This window comes from Nocardia sp. NPDC050717 (assembly GCF_040654275.1).
Taxonomy (GTDB): Bacteria; Actinomycetota; Actinomycetes; order Mycobacteriales; family Mycobacteriaceae; genus Nocardia.
The window spans coordinates 16951-35280 of record NZ_JBFAHR010000013.1; the positions used below are offsets into that span (position 1 = coordinate 16951).

Genomic DNA, 18330 nt, shown 5'->3' on the forward strand with positions numbered 1-18330 from the left:
TCATCGCTTGCTCTCCCGCGGCAGGCCGAGGATGCGCTCGGCGATGATGTTGCGCTGGATCTCGTTGGTACCGGCGTAGATCGGGCCGGACAGCGAGAACAGGTAGCCGTCGGTCCACTTGCTGCTGAGCTCGGCGGCGGGGCCGAGCAGATCGAGCGCGGTCTCGTGCATGGCGATGTCGAGCTCGGACCAGAACACCTTGGTGATCGAGGACTCCGCGCCGAGCTGACCGCCGTCGGTGAGCCGGGTGACGGTGCCGAAGGTGTGCAGCCGGTAGGCCTCCGAACCGATCCACGCGTCCACCACGGCGTCGCGCGCGGCGGTGTCGGTGGGCTCGGCGGTCTCGGACCACAGGTCGATCAGGCGCTGCGCGGTCGCGCTGAAGCGGCCGGGGCTGCGCAGCGAGAGGCCGCGCTCGTTGCTCGAGGTGGCCATGGCCACGCGCCAGCCCTCGTTGACCCCGCCGATCACGTCGGAATCGGGGACGAACACGTCGTCGAGGAAGATCTCGGCGAAGCCGGGCTCGCCGTCGAGCTGCGGGATCGGGCGCACACTCACGCCCTCGGCGGTGAGCGGGAACATCACGTAGGTCAGGCCGTGGTGGCGCTGCGCCGCCGGGTCGCTGCGGAACAGGCCGAAGCCCCAATCCGCGAACGCCGCACGCGAACTCCAGGTCTTCTGGCCGTTGAGCAGCCAGCCGCCCTCGGTGCGCCGGGCGGTCGAGCGCAGGCTCGCCAGGTCGCTGCCCGACTCGGGCTCCGACCACGCCTGGGCCCAGATGTCGTCGGCGCGGGCCATCCGCGGCAGGAACCGGGCGAGCTGTTCGGGGGTGCCGTGCTCGAACAGGGTCGGGGCCAGCAGGAAGATGCCGTTCTGGCTCACCCGGCCGGGCGCGCCCGCCGCGTAGTACTCCTGCTCGAAGAGCACCCATTCGAGGATGGAGGCGTCACGCCCGCCGTACTCGGCGGGCCAGGACACCGCCGACAGGCGCGCGTCGGCCAGCGTGGCCTCCCACTCGCGATGTGCTTCGAAACCCGCCTTGGTGTCCATCGACGGCAGCGGTTCCCGGGGGACGTTGGTGGCGAGGAACTCGCGCACCTCCAGCTGGAACTCCCGGACTGCCGGGTCGATATCGAGATTCATGAAATTTCCTTCATCGAGCGGGCGTTCATCCCGCCGAGCGAGTCGGCGCCGACTTCGGCGTTGTGGGCGTGCGCGAAATGGTGCAGCCCGAAGACCGAGTCCATTCCGCTGCGCAGGCCCATCAGGTCTTCGGCCTGGTTGACGGCCTTCTTGGTGAGCGCGAGGCCGAATTGCGGCATGGCCGAGATCTTCTCGGCCAGCGTCATCGTCTCGGCCTCGAGTTCGGCGCGCGGCACGACGCGGTTGACCATGCCCCACTCCTTGGCCTGGGCGGCGTCGAACCGGTCACCGGTGAAGAGGAATTCCTTGGCCGCGCGCGGCCCCATCACCCACGGGTGGGCGAAGTACTCCACACCCGGAATGCCCATCCGGACAACGGGATCGGAGAAGAACGCGTCGTCGGAGCAGACGATCAGGTCGCACACCCAGGCCAGCATCAGCCCGCCCGCGATGCAGGCGCCCTGCACCATCGCTACCATCGGCTTGGGGATCTCGCGCCAGCGACGGCACATGCCCAGGTACACCTCGGACTCGCGGGCGAAGCGCTGATCGCCGCCGGGACGGTCGAGATGGTCCCACCACAGCACGGCCTTGTTGTCGTAGTGCACGTCGTGGTCGCGCCCCGGCGTGCCGATGTCGTGGCCCGCGCTGAAGTGTTTCCCGTTGCCCGCCAGCACGATCACCTTGACCTCGGGATCCTCGACGGCGCGCTGGAAGGCGGCGTCGAGGGCGTAGGTCATCTTCGAGTTCTGCGCGTTGCGGAACTCGGGCCGGTTCATGGTGACGACGGCGACCGCGCCGCGCACCTCGTAGGTGACGACCTCGGTCTCGGTTTCCGGACTCACGACTTCTCCTCACGTAGCTCGCGCTTGAGCACCTTGCCCGCCGCGCTGTAGGGCAGCTGGTCGCGGAACTCCACGAGCCGGGGCACCTTGAAATTGGCCAGCTTGCTCGCCGCGAAGGCGAGCACCTCCTCGGCGGTCAGCGTCGAGCCGGCCTTGCGGACGACGACGGCCTTGCCGACCTCGCCCATCCGCTCGTCGGGCACGCCGATGACGGCCGACTCGGCGACGCCGTCGAGCCGGGCCAGGGTCTGTTCGATCTCGGCGGGATACACGTTGAACCCGCCGGTGATGTACATGTCCTTGAGCCGGTCGGTGATCTTGAGATAGCCGCGCTCGTCGACGATGCCGATGTCGCCGGTGTGCAGCCAGCCGTCGGCGTCGATGGCCTCGGCGGTGGCCTCGGGATCGTCGAGGTAGCCGAGCATCACGTTCGGGCCGCGCAGCAGCACCTCGCCCGCTTCGGACAGGCGCAGTTCGAAGTCGGCGATGGGGCCGCCGCAGGTGTTGGCGATGGTGGCCGCGTCGTCCTCGGGCCTGCACATGGTGCCGAAACCGGCCGACTCGGACAGGCCGTAGGCGGTGATGACCACCTCGAACTCGAGGTCGTCGCGCATCCGCTCGATCAACACCACCGGCACGGTCGCGGCGCCGGTCACCGCGACGCGCAGCGAGCTCAGGTCGTGGTCGCCGCGCTTCGGGTGCTCGAGGATGGTCTGGTAGATCGTCGGCGGACCGGTGAGCACGGTGATCCGCTCGGACTCGATCATCGCCAGCGTGGCCGGCACGTCGAAGGTGGCCTGCGGCACGATCGTCGCGCCGGTGACCAGGCACGCGAGAATGCCCGCCTTGTAGCCGAAGTTGTGGAAGAACGGCGGGATCATCAGGTACTTGTCACCCGCGCGCAGCGTCGAGCACTCGACCCAGCCGCGCACGACGCCGAGCGCCTGCCGGTGCGCGACGAGCGTGCCCTTGCTGCGGCCGGTGGTGCCGGAGGTGAACAGGATGTCGGAGATGTCGTCGGGGGAGACGGCGGCGGCGCGTTCCTCGCCGGTCTCCGCCGGCACCGTCTCGGCGAGCTCGAGCAGTGCCGGCCAGGCGAGCGTCGAGGCGTGCGCGGAGTCGTCCTCGACCGGGATCACCACGACGGTGTCGATGGCCAGGTCCGGTGCCTCGGCGAGCAGTTCGGCGGCCCGGTCCCTACCGAGGAACGGGCCCGCGACGAACAGTGCCTTCGCGTCGACCCGGCGCAGCACGTCGGCCGCCTCGGCCGCCATGTACCTGGTGTTGAGCGGCACGAGCGCGGCGCCGACGGAATGCGCGGCCAGGGCGGCGACGACCCAGTGATGGGTGTTGGGCGCCCACATGGCGACCCGGTCGCCGGAATCGATGCCACGGGCGATCAGCGCGCGCGCCGCGATCCGGACCTGGTCGAGCAGTTGGCCCCAGGTCAGGCGGGTCGCGCCGTCGATCAGGGCCGGTTCGTCCTGGTACGCCGCGGCGACGTCACGCAGTGCCTGCGGGGTGGTCTGTGCAGGGGGTGTCACGGGGTCCTCACCAATCGGCTAACAAAGCAAGTGCTTGGTAGGTTATCCTACCGACGTGGGCGTGATCCAGACCTCAGATTCCGATACCGCGACCTCCGACGCGGAGTTTTGCGCGGAAATACGCGACTGGCTGGCCGAAAACCTGTCCGGAGAGTTCCGTGACCTGCGTGGCACCGGTGGCCCCGGGCGCGAGCACGAGTTCTTCGAGGAGCGGCTGGCCTGGGACCGGCACCTCGCCGCGGCGGGCTGGACCTGCCTCGGCTGGCCGGTCGAATACGGCGGCCGCGGTGCCAGCGTGCGCCAGCAGGTGATCTTCCACGAGGAGTACGCCAAGGCCGACGCGCCGGCGCGGGTCTCCCACGTGGGCGAGGAACTGCTCGGCCCGACCCTGCTCGCCTTCGGCACCGAGGAGCAGAAGCGGCGCTTCCTGCCCGGTGTTCGCTCGGTCGGCGAGCTGTGGTGCCAGGGCTACTCGGAGCCGGGCGCGGGCTCCGACCTGGCCGCGGTGAGCACGACCGCCCGCCTCGACGGCGACAGGTGGGTGATCAACGGCCAGAAGATCTGGACCTCGCTCGCGCACGTCGCCGACTGGTGCTTCGTCATCGCGCGCACCGAGAAGGGCTCGAGCAGGCACAAGGGCCTGTCCTACCTGCTGGTTCCGATGAACCAGCCGGGCATCGAGGTGCGCCCGATCGAACAGCTCACCGGCACCTCCGAATTCAACGAGGTGTTCTTCGACGACGCCGTCACCGAGGCCGGCCTGGTCGTCGGCGAGCCGGGCGACGGGTGGCGCGTCGCCATGGGCACCCTGACCTTCGAGCGTGGCATCTCGACGCTCGGCCAGCAGATCCGCTTCGCCCGCGAGCTCGCCGACATCGAGGCACTGGCCCGGCGCACCGGCGCGGCGGACGACCCGCTGATCGCCGACCGCATCGACAGCGCCTGGGTCGGCCTGCGGGTGCTGCGCGCGCACGCGCTGCGCACCATGAGCGAGGACACCCACGACGCGGGCGGCGCGTCGGTGTCGAAGCTGTTGTGGGGCAACTGGCATCGCGGACTCGGCGAACTGGCCATGGCGGTGCAGGGCGCCGCCGGGCTGGTCCTCGGGCCCGACGACATGACCGCATGGCAGCGGCTGTACCTGTTCAGCCGCGCCGACACGATCTACGGAGGTTCGAACGAAGTGCAGCGCAACATCATCGCCGAGCGTGTGCTCGGCCTGCCGCGAGAGGCTCGCCCGTGACCGGCCCACTGTCCGTCCCGCCCCCGTCCATTCCCGGCCACGGCCTGCTGACCGGTCGCAAGGCCGTCATCACCGCCGCCGCGGGCACCGGCATCGGTTCGTCCACCGCGCGCAGGCTGCTGGAAGAGGGCGCCGACGTCGTCGTCTCCGACTGGCACGAGCGCAGGCTCACCGAGACCGCCGAGCTGCTGGCCAAGGAGTTCCCCGAGCGCAAGGTCGGCGCGGTCGTCTGCGACGTGCGCGACACCGCGCAGGTGAACGAGCTGCTCACCGCGTCCGCGAAGGAGCTCGGCCGGATCGACATCATGGTCAACAACGCCGGACTCGGCGGCGAGACCCCGGTCGTCGACATGACCGACGAGCAGTGGGACCAGGTCCTCGACATCACCCTGACCGGCACCTTCCGCTGCACCAGGGCCGCGCTCGGCTACTTCCGCTCGGCGGGCCACGGCGGCGTGATCGTCAACAACGCCAGCGTGCTCGGCTGGCGCGCGCAGCACGGCCAGGCGCACTACGCCGCCGCCAAGGCGGGCGTGATGGCGCTCACCAGGTGCAGCGCGGTCGAGGCCGCGGAGTTCGGGGTGCGGATCAACGCCGTCGCGCCGAGCATCGCCAGGCACCCGTTCCTGGACAAGGTGAGCTCGACCGAGCTGCTCGACGCGCTCAGCGAGCGCGAGGCCTTCGGCCGCGCGGCCGAGCCGTGGGAGGTCGCCGCGACCATCGCCATGCTGGCCAGCGACTACACCTCGTACCTGACCGGCGAGGTGGTCTCGGTGAGCAGTCAACGCGCATGATGATCGGGCGCCCGAGTATGGAGGAATGACACCGTGACCGCACCCGACACCGTGAAACGCACCCGCCGCGAGGAACTGCTCGGCCTGGCCGCCGACCTGTTCGCCGAGCGTGGCCTGCGTGCCACCACCGTGCGCGACATCGCCGACTCGGCGGGGATCCTCTCGGGCAGCCTCTATCACCATTTCGACTCCAAGGAGTCGATGGTCGACGAGATCCTGCGCGGCTTCCTCGACGACCTGTTCGGCCGCTACCGCGAGATCGCGGCGGCGGGCCTGAGTTCGCGCGAGACCCTGGAGGCCCTGGTGCTGGCCTCCTACGAGTCCTTCGATCGGCACCACGCCGCCGTCGCCATCTACCAGGCCGAGGCCAAGAACCTGCGCGACGTCGAACGATTCGGCTACATCCGCGACTTCAACACCGAGTTCCGGGATCTGTGGCACCGAGTGCTCACCGCCGGCGTCGCCGACGGCAGCTTCCGGCCCGAACTCGACGTGGAACTGGCGTTCCGCTTCCTGCGCGACACCGTGTGGGTCGCGGTGCGCTGGTACACCCCCGGCGGCACCATCGCCGTGAAAAGCCTTGCCCAGCAATATCTGACCATCGTGCTCGACGGGCTCACCGTGCCCGCGAGCACAGCGAAGTAGGAGTTCCCATGACCGAGCGCCGCCCGTACACCCCGCTGCGGGAAGCCTATGTAGTCGACGCGGTCCGCACCGCGGTCGGCAAGCGCGGTGGCGCGCTGGCCGGTGTGCACCCGGCCGACCTCGGCGCCGCCGCCGTGCGCGGACTGATCGAGCGCACCGGCATCGATCCCGCCGTCGTCGACGACGTGATCGTCGGCTGCGTCGACAACATCGGCCCGCAGGCGGGCAACATCGGCCGCACCATGTGGCTGACCGCCGGCTACCCGGAGTCGGTGCCCGGCGTCACCGTCGACCGGCAGTGCGGCTCCAGCCAGCAGGCCATCAACTTCGGCGCCCAGGCCATCATGAGCGGCACCGCCGAGGTGATCGTGGCCGGTGGCGTGCAGAACATGAGCGCCATCCCGATCTCGGCCGCCATGCTGGCGGGCAAGGAGTACGGCTTCGAGTCGCCGTTCGTCGGCGCGACCGGCTGGGACGAGCGCTACGGCACCGGCGAGGTCTCGCAGTTCCGTGGCGCCGAGCTGATCGCCGAGAAATGGGGCATCACTCGCGAGGACATGGAGCAGTGGGCGCTGCGCAGCCACGAGCGCGCCCGCGCCGCCATCGCGGCGGGCCGCTTCGACAACGAGATCGTGCCGGTCGGTGACTTCACCGTCGACCAGGGTCCGCGCGAGACCAGCCTGGAGAAGATGGCGAGCCTGCAGCCGCTCGGCGAGGGCAGCCCGCTCACGGCCGCGGTGGCCAGCCAGATCTCCGACGGCGCGAGCGCGACGCTGCTCGCCTCGGAATGGGCCGTCAAGGAGTACGGGCTCACCCCGCGGGCGCGCATCCATCACGTCAGCGCGCGGGGCGCCGACCCGATCTTCATGCTGAGCGCGCCGATTCCGGCGACCCAGTGGGCGCTGGAGAAGACCGGGCTCACCATCGACGACATCGACGTCATCGAGATCAACGAGGCCTTCGCGCCCGTGGTGCTGGCCTGGATCAAGGAGATCGGCGCCGACCCGGCGAAGGTCAACGTCAACGGCGGCGCGATCGCGCTCGGCCATCCGCTCGGCGCGACCGGCGCCAAGCTGTTCGCGACCCTGCTCAACGAGCTGGAGCGGGTGAACGGCCGCTACGGTCTGCTCACCATCTGCGAGGGCGGCGGCACGGCGAACGTCACCATCATCGAACGCCTCGGCGCCGCAGGGTAATTCGCCGCGGAGCCGACCACGGCCCGGTGCCGGAGTTTTCCGGCGCCGGGCCGTTGTGCGATATACGGCGGTTTCCGCACTTGCGGGCGCTCGATCGGTCACCGACACTGGAACGTTGCTCATCCCTGGACTGCCGCGATAACACGTTGGCGCAGTGGGTAAGCCATGAGCTGAAGTGGTGCCGGATCTGGGTGTCACTCGTGAGAGCAGGAGCAGGAATTCCGAATGGGTCACCCACAACCGCCCAACCCGTATCAAGGTCGGCCGGGTCAGCCGATGCCGCCCGGTCAGCCGTATCCGGGTCAGCCGTATCCGCAGGCTCAGCAGTACCCGCCGATGCCCGGTCAGCCCTACCCGCAGGGGCGGCCGATGCCGGGTCAGCCGTATCCGCAGGGTGGGCCGCACTACGGTGCGCCGGGTGGTTACGGTCAGCCGCCGCGTCCGTCCGGCGGTAGCGGCGGCAAGATCGCGCTCTTCGTCGGTGGCGCGGTCGTCCTGATCGCGGCGGCTGTCGGCGGGTACTTCCTGTTCGGTCCCGGCGGCGGTTCGATCGGTGGTGGTGGTTACGACACCCCGCGCGAGGCGGCGCAGGCGTGGGTCGACGGGACGGGCGAGATCGACGATCTCGTGTGTGTCTCAGATAGAGGCCCGATCTCGAGGAAAGACGGCCAGACTACGCCCACCGGGCTACCGTCCGGCGATACCGGTCTTCCGAAAGTCACATCGACCTTGAAGAGCGTGGATGTGCCGTCCGGAAGCGATTCCGGGACCTTCACGGTGTCGATGAGCATGGAGCTTCTCGGAAACGAGACCACCTCGACCGCGACGTATGACCTGATCCAGGAAGACGGCGGCTGGAAGGTCTGCGGGATTCTCAACCCGGTCATCAAGACCGAATGAGGGTTACGGGTCGGCCCCTTTCGGCCGACCCGTTTCTCGTTCACCACCAATAGGTCACGACATCCCAGCGCTGGAGAGTGCCCGGCGTGTCGCAGTGGGCCCAGGACTGCTGCCCGTTCCACGCCATGTTGCCGCGGCGCTCGTAGGTGGCCCAGCTGCTGCCGAACCAGCCCCACCAGTGCCTGCACTCGATGCGCACCTGATGTCGAACCGGCCAATAGCACTGCGAGTACGCCGCACTGTTGTTGACCGGATGTGCCGAGCATCCCGGCTGCCATTGCGCCTGGGCGGGCGATGCGCCCATCACCACCCCCGCGCCGAGCAGCATTGCCGCCGACGCGCTCACCATCAATTTCTTCCCGATCATCTCCTACCTCCCACCAAGCGTGGGGGCACGATGCCCCGACCTGCGGCAGGGCCTCCGCGCAAATCGATACCTTGTGGTGCCACGCGTCCGCGAAACCACTCTTACGTGATTTACATCACATTTCCGGCGAGCGATGTTACGGCCGAGCGTGGTGGGCGGGATGTCGGTGTGCCCGCTTACGATGGGTCGGGTGAAGGTGCTCGGAGCGTGCCCACTCGACTGCCCCGACGCGTGCTCGTGGGTGGTGTCCGTCGAGGACGGCGTCGCCACCGGCCTGCGGGGGAACAAGGATCATCCGGTCACGCGCGGCGCATTGTGCGTGAAGGTGAACCGCTACCTGGAGCAGGTCGGTGCCCCGGACCGGCTGCGCTATCCGCTGCGCCGGGTCGGGCCCAAGGGGTCGGGCCGATTCGAACGGATCAGCTGGGACGAGGCGCTCGACGAGATCGCCACCCGGCTCACCGGCGTCATCGACGAGTTCGGCGCCGAGGCGATCTGGCCGTTCCACGGCACCGGCAGCCTGGGCTACATCCAGGGCATGGAGGGATATCCGGGCCGTCGCCTGTTCAATGTGCTCGGCGCCTCCCACCACCGCCCCACGATCTGCTCGGTCGCGGGCAGCGCCGGTCTGCGCTACACCCTCGGCACCTCCGGCGGGATGGACCCCGAGGACCTCGCGCACGCGAAACTGATCCTGCTGTGGGGCACCAATCCGCTCACCTCGGGCCACCATGTGTGGAAGTTCGTGCAGGACAGCGGTGCCTACCTGGTGTCGATCGATCCGGTGCGGACCAAGACCGCCGAACGCTGCGACGAACATCTCGCGCCGCTGCCCGGCACCGACGCCGCGCTGGCCTTCGGCCTGCTGCACGTGATCGTCTCGCTCGGCGCGCAGGACGACGAGTTCATCGCCGAGCACACCGAGGGCTGGCCCGAATTCCGGGACCGCATCGCCGAATTCACCCCCGAGCGCACCGCGGAGATCACCGGTGTGCCGCGGGAACAGATCGTCGCGCTCGGCGAACGCATCGCGCGCACCAGGCCGACCGCCATCCGCGCCTCGCAGGGCATGCAGCGCCACGCGGGCGGCGGGATGGCGCTGCGGGTGCTGGCCTGCCTGCCCGGAGTCACCGGCGACTGGGCGATTCGCGGTGGGGGACTGCACTATTCGACCAGCGGACACTTCCGCCTCGACGACGCCGCGCTGCTCCGCGACGATCTGCTGCCACACCCGGTGCGCACCCTGTCGATGACCAGGCTCGGCGAGGCCCTGCTCGACACCGACGACCCGCCGGTCAAGGCGCTGTTCGTGATCGCGGCCAATCCGGTCGGCTCGAATCCCGACCAGCGCAGGGTGATCGAGGGCCTCTCGCGCGAGGACCTGTTCACGGTGGTGCTCGAGCACTTCGCCACCGACACCGTCGACTACGCCGACATCGTGCTGCCCGCCACCATGCAGCCCGAGCATCTCGACGTGATCGCCGGCTACGGACATCTGTACCTGGTGTGGAACGAACCCGCCGTGGAACCGCCGGGCGAATGCCTGTCCACCACCGAAACCTTCCGCAGACTCGCGCGCAGGCTCGGGCTCACCGAACCGGCCCTCTACGATTCCGACGAGGAACTGGCCAAGCAACTGCTGAAGGGCCACGACCTCGACCGCCTGCGCGCCGACGGTTTCCTCAAGATCCAGGCCGGTCCGGTGCCCGCGGGCAAGCTCCAGTTCGTCTCCGCCCGAGCCGAACTCGCGGGCCACGACCCGTTCCCGGCGTACACCCCGCCCGCCGACCCCGGCGACGGACTGGTCCTGATCTCGGCCGCCTCGCACTACTTCCTGAACACCACCTTCGGCGCCAACCCCGAATTGCGCCGCCGCGCGGGCGAATCCACGATCACGCTGCACCCCGACGACGCGGCCGCCCGCGGCATCGCCGACGGCGCCCCGGTGCTGGTGTCGAACTCACGCGGCGAGTTCGAGGCCGTGGCCGAGCTGTCCGACCGGGTCCGCCCCGGCGTCGCGGCCACGACCAAGGGCCGCTGGGCCAAGTTCACCAACGGCGCCACGGTCAACGCGACGATCGCCGAACGCGACGCCGACTACGCCGGCGGCGCGGTGTTCCACGACAACCGCGTCGAGGTGCGTCCGCGCTGAGGTGCTGGTGCTCGGCGCGGGAGAGTGCCAGGCTGAACCGAATCCGCTCGGCAACGAAGGGACGACGTGATGCATCCGCACCTCGGCCGCGCCGGCATTGTGGCGACCGCCGCCGCCGGCCTGCTGCTCGGCACGACCTCGCCCGCCTCGGCGGCGACGACCATCCCACCCACCTACACCCTGGCCACCGGCTGGACGTGCGCGGGCCAGATCGACGGCACCGCCCTGCCCGGCCCCAGCGATTACAGCGCGCCGGGCGAAGCGGCCGTCTACCTGCGCGGCACCTTCTGGAGCGCGACGCCGGGCTCGCACGAGAGCGGCTGCACGGTGACCGCGACGGTCGAGTGGCGCAATCTCGACACCGGCGCGAGCGGATCGGCGGCGACCGTCGTCGTCGGTGGTCCGTCGGGCCAGACCGGTCCCGCGGTCGGGGTGAAGCTGCCCACCGGCCCGGGCCGGGTCGAGGCGAGCGTGCGCACCACACCCCTGGCGCACCTGCCCGCGAGCGTCCAGTTCACCGTACTCGCGTCCTGAGAAAAGAACACCGGACCAGTCGCGCACCTTGTGGGTGGCGCCTGGTCCGGTGTCCGGTTCGCCCCGGTTCGACTGACGGTTGGCTCTGGGCCGTCAGACGGGGCGGGTCTGGATGCCCGCGGTCAGCGGGACTCGGTGGCGGGTTCGCCGCGCAGGGCCGCGACCGCGTCGATCCTGGCGACGGCGTCGGTGACGATCTGCTCGATCAGCTCGGCCACGGTCGGCAGGCTGTCGATGATGCCGGTGACCTGCCCGGCGGGCAGCACGCCCGCGTCGGTGCGGCCCTCGACCAGTCCGGCCTTGGTGAGCATGGCCGAGTTCGCCGCCATCACGACCTGCGACCAGCTGAGGTCCTTGGTCTTGCGCATGGCCAGGCCGTCGCGCATCAGCGTCGACCACTTCATGCCGGTCATCGACTTGAACTTGGCGGCGTTGCCGACCGCCGCCGACAGGCCGCGCCAGCCGCCGGAATGCTCCAGCCGCTCGACCAGTTCGGTGTTCAGCATCCGGTGCGGCATGCCGTCGACCTTCACCGACACCACCGTGTCCTGCAGGCCGCGGGCCAGGTACTCCTGCTTGACGGCCTCGGGCACGGTGCTCTCCTGGGTGAGCAGGAAGCGGGTGCCCATCGCGACACCGGCCGCGCCGTAGGACAACGCGGCGGCCAGGCCGCGACCGTCGAAGAAGCCGCCGGCGGCGACCACGGGGATGTCGACCGCGTCGAGCACCGAGGGCAGCAGCAGGGTCGTGGCGACCGGGCCGGTATGGCCGCCACCCTCGCCGCCCTGCACGATCACCGCGTCGGCGCCCCAGGACGCCACCTTCACCGCGTGCTTGGCCGCGCCGATCGACGGAACCACCACCACGCCCGCGTCTTTGAGCTTGGCGATCAGATCCTTCTTCGGCGCGAGCGCGAAGGAGGCGACCTTGACCTGCTCGCGGATGAGCAGGTCGATGCGCTCGGTGGCGTCGGTCGCGTCGGCCCGGATGTTCACGCCGAAGGGCTTGCCGGTGAGCGACTTGGTCTTGGCGATCGCCGCCTCGAGCTCCTCGAAGGTCATCGTGGCCGAGGCCAGGATGCCGAGTCCGCCCGCGTTGGCGGTGGCCGCGACCAGGCGCGGACCGGCGACCCAGCCCATGCCGGTCTGCACGACCGGGTGCTCGATGCCGACCAGTTCGGTCAGCGGAGTCCGCAGCCGCGCGCTCACGCCGCCACTTCCTTCTCCCGGAAGCCCTTGGGGTCGAGCACGGTTCGGATGATCCGCAGCTCTTCCTCGGTGGGCAGCCTGGTCTCGCCCGCGGTGCCCAGCTCGGCGACCTCGAAGGAGGTGTTCTCGGCGACCTCGTCGGCGCTCACGCCCGGGTGCAGCGACAGCGCGCGCAGGGTGTGGTCGGGACCGTTGAAGTCGAACACGCCCAGGTTGGTCACCACGCGGTGCAGGTGGTGAAAGCGGTAGGCCGGGTTCTCGGGTTCGATACGGTCGTAACCGATTCCGGAGATGATGTCGACCTGGTCGACGAACACCCGCTTGTTGTGCCGGGGCACGAAGTAGCTGGTGGCGTGGTTGATGGTGTTGCCCGGCGCACCGCGCACGCCGAACATCTGCCGGGTCGGCTGCTGCAGCGGACCGAAGGCCGACAGGTTCTGGTTGCCGAACCGGTCGAGCTGGTTGGCGCCCATCACCACGTGCCTGCGCCCGGAGGCGACCACGTCGAACACCTTGGAGAACGGGATCCAGCCCTCGACAGGCGCTTTGGCGCCGATGGCCGGAACCTCGGCGAAGAACAGCGCCTCGCCGTCGGAGAGCAGTAGGTCGGGTTCGAAGGTGAGGCGGGCCAGCCGGGCGCCGATGGTGGTGACCGTCGACATCGGGCTCGCCATGATCTCGCCCGCGCCGCGGAAGATCTCCGCGGCCGCGACGACACAAACCTCAGCGCGAGTAATGGTCATTGCTTCTGCTCCTCAGCGAAAGCCGCGACGGCTGCTTGGTATTCGTCCTCGGACACGTCGAGATACCGCGCCTTGAACTCGGCCCACGCCTCCGGCGTCTTCGCGGCCTCCACGTAGTGCTTCTGGAACTTCTCGTCGCGGCCGTAGCCGCCCGCGAAGGTGAAGTGCGCCCCGCCCGGCGCCTCGACGACACCGTCGACCATCATCCGGTTGAGGATGATCGACTGCTGCGGAACGGCTTTCACCAGTTCCTCGGTCTCCACGATGCGGTCGGCCGAGACGTAGCGACGCTCGGCCGCCAGGCAGTACAGGTCGTCGAAGTAGGGGTCGACGCCGGTGTAGGCGGCGTTGCCGTGCTTGTCGGCCAGGTCGAGATGCACGAACGCGGCGTCGAGATTCAGCGCGGGCATCGCCACGAGCGTCTCGGTCCTGCCGTCGGTCGGATACGGGGAGGCGACCGTCTTCAGCTCGCCCTCCCAGAAGTCGAGCACCGCCGAGCCGAGGCCGGCCCGGATCGGCAGGAACGGCAGGCGCGCGGCGGCGGCCTGCAGCCCGCACTTGACCATGCCCTCGTCCATCTCACGCACGGTGATGGCGCCCTCGGTGCGCGCCTTGGCGAACCACGGGTCGTAGAAGGGGGCCGAGTCCAGGGACACGAAGCCGTAGTAGGCCTTGCGCACCTTGCCCGCCGAGCACAGCAGGCCCAGGTCGGGACCGCCGTAGGTGACAACGGTCAGATCGGTGACGTCGGAGCGCAGCAGCGCGCGCACCAGCGCCAGCGGCTTGCGCCGGGAGCCCCAGCCGCCGATGCCGATCGTCATCCCGCTGCGCAGCTCGCCGACGATCTCGTCGAGCGTCATTCGCTTGTCGCGCATGGCTTTCTAGTTCTCCTTCTTCTGCGCGGCGAGATCGTCGTCGAAACGCGCCCTGATCTCGTCGGCCACGCCCGCGAGGTTGAGCTCCATGGTGAAACCCTGCTCGTAGCGGTAGGACCGGTGCACGTCCTGCACGTCGATGCCGTTGAGCGCGCGCTTGGCGGCCCGGATCACGCGGCCGTCCTTGTTCGCGATGTTCTTGGCGACCTCCATCGCGGCGGCGTCGAGTTCGGCGCGCGGGACCACCTTGTAGACCGAGCCGTAGTGGTGCAGCTGCTGGGCGGTGAGCTTGCCCGCGGTGTAGAACATGGTCCGCATCAGGTGCTGGGGGACCAGGCGGGCCAGGTGGGTGGCGGCGCCGAGTGCGCCACGATCCACTTCGGGCAGGCCGAAGGTGGCATCGTCGGAGGCGACGATGACATCGGAGTTGCCGACCAGGCCGATGCCGCCGCCGAGGCAGAAACCGTTGACGGCGGTGACGACCGGCACCTGGCAGTCGTAGACGGCGGCGAACGCGTCGAAGCAGCCGTGATTGGCGCGGATCAGCGCGGTGTGCCCGCTGTCGGCGTTCATCTCCTTGATGTCGACGCCGGCGTTGAAGCCGCGCCCCTCGGCCCGCAGCACCACCACCCGGGTGCCCGGATCACGTCCCGCGTCCCTGATCGCGTCGGCCAGCGCGAACCAGCCGTCCGACGGCAGTGCGTTGACCGGCGGGTAGTCGACGGTGACGACTTCGACGCCCTCGGTTTCGGTGTGACGGTTAATCCCCATCGCAAGTCCCATCGTGCGCGCCTCGGCATACCCGAGACAAAGCAAGCAATTGCTTGGTAGGTTAGCACGGTGGCTGTAGAAATCGACCTTTCCGCGCAGATCGTTCTGGTGACCGGCGGCGTCCGCGGTGTCGGCGCCGGCATCAGCCGGGCCTTCCTCGCCGCGGGCGCGACCGTGCTGACCTGTGCCCGCCGCCCGGCCGACGAGCCGATCACGGTGGGTGAGCGCGCCACCGCGCACTTCACCTGCGATGTGCGCGACCCCGACGCCGTCGCGGCGATGTTCGAGCGGATCCTCGACGAGTACGGCCGGATCGACCACGTGGTGAACAACGCGGGCGGCGCCCCCTTCGCCATGGCCGAGGCCGCCAGCCCGAAGTTCCATCAGAAGATCGTCGAGCTGAACCTGCTCGCGCCGTTGCTGATCTCGCAGCAGGCCAACGCGGTGATGCAGAAGCAGGACACGGGCGGCTCGATCGTGATGATCACCAGCGTCAGCGGGCACCGGCCCTCGCCGGGTACGGCCGCCTACGGCGCGGCCAAGGCGGGCCTGGACAACCTGGCAGGCTCGCTGGCCGTCGAGTGGGCGCCCAAGGTGCGGCTGAACTCCGTCGTCGTCGGCCCGGTCGAGACCGAGCTCAGCCACCTGCACTACGGCGACGCCGACGGGGTGGCCGCGGTGGCGGCGACCGTCCCGCTCGGCCGCCTGGCCAGCCCCGCCGACGTCGGCAGCGCCGCGCTGTTCCTCGCCTCGCCCCTCGCCGCGCACATCAGCGGCGCCACCCTGCTCGTCCACGGTGGCGGCGAACGCCCCGCCTTCCTGGACGCCGCCAACACGAACCGCTGACCCACCGACCAGACATCGACACACCAACCACCACGGTTTCGGCCGCCTCGCATCCGAGGGGCGAGACGTAACGCCGAAGGCGCAGTATCGCCTCTCGGATGCGAGGTCACGAGGCCGAAACCCGCGGCGCCAGCCGCCAGAGATACAGGAGCTACCCCATGGACGACCAGCAGTTGATCTGCGCAGGCCGCACCGTCATCGTCACCGGCGCGGGCCGGGGGATCGGCCGTGCGCACGCCCTCGCCTTCGCCGCGGCGGGCGCGCGCGTGGTGGTCAACGATGTCGGCACCGCGCTCGACGGCGCCGCGACCACCGAGACCCCGGCGCAGCAGGTGGTCGACGAGATCGTCGCGGCGGGCGGCGAAGCCGTGGCCAACTACGACGACGTCGCCGATTGGGAGGGCGCCCGCCGCCTGATCCGGCAGGCCGTCGACACCTTCGGTGGCCTCGACGTGCTGGTGAACAACGCCGGCTTCGTGCGCGACCGGATGCTGGTCAACCTGGGCGAGGACGAGTGGGACGCGGTGGTCCGCGTGCACCTCAAGGGCCACTTCGCCACCATGCGGCACGCGGCCGAGTACTGGCGCGGCGAGGCGAAGGCCGGGCGTCCCGTGGATGCCCGTGTGATCAACACCAGCTCGGGTGCCGGCCTGCAGGGCAGTGTCGGCCAGGGCAACTACGGTGCGGCCAAGGCCGGCATCGCCGGGCTCACCCTCACCGCCGCGGCCGAGTTCGGCCGCTACGGCGTGACCGTCAACGCGATCGCCCCCGCGGCCCGCACCAGGATGACCGAGACCGTGTTCGCCGACACCATGGCCGCGCCCGAATCAGGCTTCGACGCCATGGCGCCGGAGAACATCTCGCCGATCGTGGTCTGGCTCGGCAGCACCCAGTCGGCGGGCGTGACCGGCCGGATGTTCGAGGTCGAGGGCGGCAAGGTGGCCCTGGCGCAGGGCTGGCGGCACGGTGCCCCGGTCGATCGCGGCGCCAGGTGGAACCCGGCCGAGCTGGGGCCCGTGGTGGCCGAACTGATCGAGAAGAGCACTCCGCCGGAGCCGGTGTACGGCGCATAGCAAACATGTTGAGCGCAGGCCGGGGGAAGCTCCTCGGCCTGCGCTTTTGTCATGTCAACAGCGTTCAGGGGGCTGGACGACTCCTGATCGCTTCTGCGGCATCGAGGCCGTGGGTTTACTATGGGCTACTGTTCGTCGATCCCGGAATGTGTCGCGACCGGGGGTAATGCTGCGCTGAATTACTAAGGGGATGACAAGCGCATGGCCGTTGGTCGCATGTTGCGCGTACTTGCCGCTGCGAGCGTGCTGGCCGGTTCCGCTCTACTCGGGCCGGCTGTCGCCGTCGCCGCGCCGGAAAAGCCACCGACTCCCGCCGCTCAGGCGCCGGGCAGCGGCAGCAGTGGGCTCGGTGACGACAACACCGGCGGCAACGGTCACGGCGGCAACAGCCAGGACCCGGTGAAGCCCGGCGAGCTGCGGCTCCCCAGCGGCTCCGCGGGCGGCGGCCAGGTCGACAACCTCCCGGAGACCACCGAACCGGCTCCCGCGCCGCAGACCGGCGGCGAGGTCGCCGGCACCGACGAGTGGCAGCCGCTGACGATCCCCGGCCAGCCCAGCCAGCAGATTCCCAAGAAGGAAGTCGCGGGCTCCGGCTCCGCGGCCGCCGGTTCGGCCGCCGCGGGCGCGGGCTCCGCCGCGGGCGCCGCTGTGCTCGGTACCGGCTCGGCGGGCCTCGGCCTGCTCCTCGGCTCCGGTTCGGCCGGCGTCGGCGCCATCCTCGGTACCGGCTCGGCCGGTGTCGCCGCTGTCCTCGGTACCGGCTCGGCCGGTGCGGCCGGCGTACTGGCGACGGGTTCCGCCGCCGGTGCCGCTGTTCTGGGTACCGGTTCGGCCGCCGGCGCCGCTGTGCTCGGTACCGGCTCCGCCGCCGGTGCGGCCCTTCTCGGCACCGGTTCCGCGGCGGTCGGCTCGGCCGGTGTCGGGACCGGGTCGGCGCTGCTCGGCCTCGGCTCGGCGCTGGCCGGAACCGGTTCCGCCGCAGTGGGTTCGGCCGCGGTCGGGTCGGCCGCCGTCGGTTCCGCGGCGGTGGGTTCGGCCTCGCCGCTGCTGCTCCTGCTGCTCCTGCAGGTGCCGACGCCACCCGCGGCGCCCGCGCTCCCGTCGATCGCGATTCCGCCGTCACCTGCGGCGCCGTCGATGCCGTCGGTGCCCAATGTCGCTGTGGCAGCACCCGCTCCGGCCGCCGCGCCGCCCGCCGCCGCGGCTCCGGCTCCACCGGCCGCGGCCGCTCCGGCCCCGGCGGCCAAGCCGAACCACGAGGTCAAGCCGACCAGCGACAACGGCGGCCTGCCCGAGCCGGAACTGCTGTCGGTGATCGGTGGCCTGATCGCGCTCGCGCTGGCCGGAACCGGTTCGGGCGCAGTGAGTTTCCAAGGTGCCGCGGCAGCCCAGGCCCGGGTGAACGCGGCGCGTGCCGAATTCTTCGGACCGAGGTCGTGAGGGGATCTTCG

At 70.2% G+C, this 18330-nt stretch carries 18 protein-coding genes; 10 read left to right on the forward strand and 8 right to left on the reverse strand.

What is annotated here, in order from left to right; translation table 11 throughout:
- From AB0H56_RS23720 to AB0H56_RS23730, 3 genes are read right to left on the reverse strand one after another with little or no spacing between them, the layout of a single operon-like run.
- Window positions 1–1143, reverse strand: coding sequence for an acyl-CoA dehydrogenase family protein (locus AB0H56_RS23720; protein ID WP_357167203.1), 1143 nt, complete (start codon window positions 1141–1143; stop codon window positions 1–3).
- Window positions 1140–1988 carry an enoyl-CoA hydratase gene (locus AB0H56_RS23725; RefSeq protein ID WP_357167205.1) on the reverse strand — a complete coding sequence of 283 codons (849 nt, stop codon included), beginning with the start codon at window positions 1986–1988 and terminating at the stop codon, window positions 1140–1142. Before AB0H56_RS23725 ends, AB0H56_RS23720 begins: the two co-directional genes overlap by 4 nt.
- The gene (locus tag AB0H56_RS23730; RefSeq protein WP_357167207.1) at window positions 1985–3532 is read right to left on the reverse strand and encodes a FadD3 family acyl-CoA ligase; all 1548 of its coding nucleotides are present in this window, start codon (window positions 3530–3532) and stop codon (window positions 1985–1987) included. The genes AB0H56_RS23725 and AB0H56_RS23730 overlap by 4 nt, the downstream gene beginning before the upstream one ends.
- A gap of 55 nt (window positions 3533–3587) precedes the next feature.
- Here AB0H56_RS23730 and AB0H56_RS23735 point away from each other — a divergent pair, with 55 nt between their 5' ends.
- The 5 genes from AB0H56_RS23735 to AB0H56_RS23755 all read left to right on the forward strand — a co-directional run bounded on the left by AB0H56_RS23735 (window position 3588) and on the right by AB0H56_RS23755 (window position 8310).
- Window positions 3588–4775 (forward strand): acyl-CoA dehydrogenase family protein, encoded by a 1188-nt coding sequence (locus AB0H56_RS23735; protein ID WP_357167209.1) that lies wholly within the window; start codon window positions 3588–3590, stop codon window positions 4773–4775.
- On the forward strand, window positions 4772–5569 hold the full coding sequence (locus tag AB0H56_RS23740) for an SDR family oxidoreductase (protein ID WP_357167211.1): 798 nt from the start codon (window positions 4772–4774) through the stop codon (window positions 5567–5569). Before AB0H56_RS23735 ends, AB0H56_RS23740 begins: the two co-directional genes overlap by 4 nt.
- Before the next feature lie 33 nt (window positions 5570–5602).
- Entirely contained in the window at window positions 5603–6214 is a 612-nt protein-coding gene (locus tag AB0H56_RS23745) for a TetR/AcrR family transcriptional regulator (protein ID WP_280217347.1), read from the forward strand.
- Between the two features lie 35 nt (window positions 6215–6249).
- Entirely contained in the window at window positions 6250–7410 is a 1161-nt protein-coding gene (locus AB0H56_RS23750; RefSeq protein ID WP_357167506.1) for an acetyl-CoA C-acetyltransferase, read from the forward strand.
- Window positions 7411–7779: 369 nt separating this feature from the next.
- On the forward strand, window positions 7780–8310 hold the full coding sequence (locus tag AB0H56_RS23755) for a hypothetical protein (RefSeq protein ID WP_357167213.1): 531 nt from the start codon (window positions 7780–7782) through the stop codon (window positions 8308–8310).
- Between the two features lie 40 nt (window positions 8311–8350).
- On the opposite strand, the gene AB0H56_RS23760 is transcribed toward AB0H56_RS23755, so the two are convergent.
- On the reverse strand, window positions 8351–8677 hold the full coding sequence (locus tag AB0H56_RS23760; protein WP_110037475.1) for a hypothetical protein: 327 nt from the start codon (window positions 8675–8677) through the stop codon (window positions 8351–8353).
- Between the two features lie 181 nt (window positions 8678–8858).
- Between AB0H56_RS23760 and AB0H56_RS23765 the strand changes: the two genes are divergently transcribed.
- Window positions 8859–10829, forward strand: coding sequence for a molybdopterin-dependent oxidoreductase (locus tag AB0H56_RS23765; protein WP_357167216.1), 1971 nt, complete (start codon window positions 8859–8861; stop codon window positions 10827–10829).
- A 69-nt stretch (window positions 10830–10898) separates the two neighbouring features.
- A complete protein-coding gene (locus AB0H56_RS23770; RefSeq protein WP_357167218.1) occupies window positions 10899–11363 on the forward strand; it encodes a hypothetical protein in 465 nt (154 codons plus the stop codon).
- A 122-nt stretch (window positions 11364–11485) separates the two neighbouring features.
- On the opposite strand, the gene AB0H56_RS23775 is transcribed toward AB0H56_RS23770, so the two are convergent.
- The 4 genes from AB0H56_RS23775 to AB0H56_RS23790 are packed head-to-tail and all read right to left on the reverse strand — an operon-like array spanning window position 11486 to window position 14960.
- Entirely contained in the window at window positions 11486–12571 is a 1086-nt protein-coding gene (locus AB0H56_RS23775; RefSeq protein WP_357167220.1) for a nitronate monooxygenase, read from the reverse strand.
- Window positions 12568–13314: a CoA-transferase gene (locus AB0H56_RS23780; protein WP_357167222.1), complete on the reverse strand. Its 747-nt coding sequence runs from the start codon at window positions 13312–13314 to the stop codon at window positions 12568–12570. Before AB0H56_RS23780 ends, AB0H56_RS23775 begins: the two co-directional genes overlap by 4 nt.
- Window positions 13311–14189: a CoA-transferase gene (locus tag AB0H56_RS23785; protein ID WP_357167224.1), complete on the reverse strand. Its 879-nt coding sequence runs from the start codon at window positions 14187–14189 to the stop codon at window positions 13311–13313. The genes AB0H56_RS23780 and AB0H56_RS23785 overlap by 4 nt, the downstream gene beginning before the upstream one ends.
- A 6-nt stretch (window positions 14190–14195) precedes the next feature.
- A complete protein-coding gene (locus AB0H56_RS23790; protein WP_357167226.1) occupies window positions 14196–14960 on the reverse strand; it encodes an enoyl-CoA hydratase family protein in 765 nt (254 codons plus the stop codon).
- Window positions 14961–15029: 69 nt separating this feature from the next.
- Between AB0H56_RS23790 and AB0H56_RS23795 the strand changes: the two genes are divergently transcribed.
- The 3 genes from AB0H56_RS23795 (at window position 15030) to AB0H56_RS23805 (ending at window position 18319) form a co-directional block, all read left to right on the forward strand.
- Window positions 15030–15806, forward strand: a complete 777-nt coding sequence (locus AB0H56_RS23795; protein WP_357167228.1) for an SDR family oxidoreductase — start codon at window positions 15030–15032, stop codon at window positions 15804–15806.
- A gap of 158 nt (window positions 15807–15964) precedes the next feature.
- Window positions 15965–16879 carry an SDR family oxidoreductase gene (locus tag AB0H56_RS23800; protein ID WP_357167230.1) on the forward strand — a complete coding sequence of 305 codons (915 nt, stop codon included), beginning with the start codon at window positions 15965–15967 and terminating at the stop codon, window positions 16877–16879.
- Window positions 16880–17080: 201 nt separating this feature from the next.
- Window positions 17081–18319 carry a hypothetical protein gene (locus AB0H56_RS23805; RefSeq protein ID WP_357167232.1) on the forward strand — a complete coding sequence of 413 codons (1239 nt, stop codon included), beginning with the start codon at window positions 17081–17083 and terminating at the stop codon, window positions 18317–18319.
- Window positions 18320–18330: the final 11 nt, after the last annotated feature.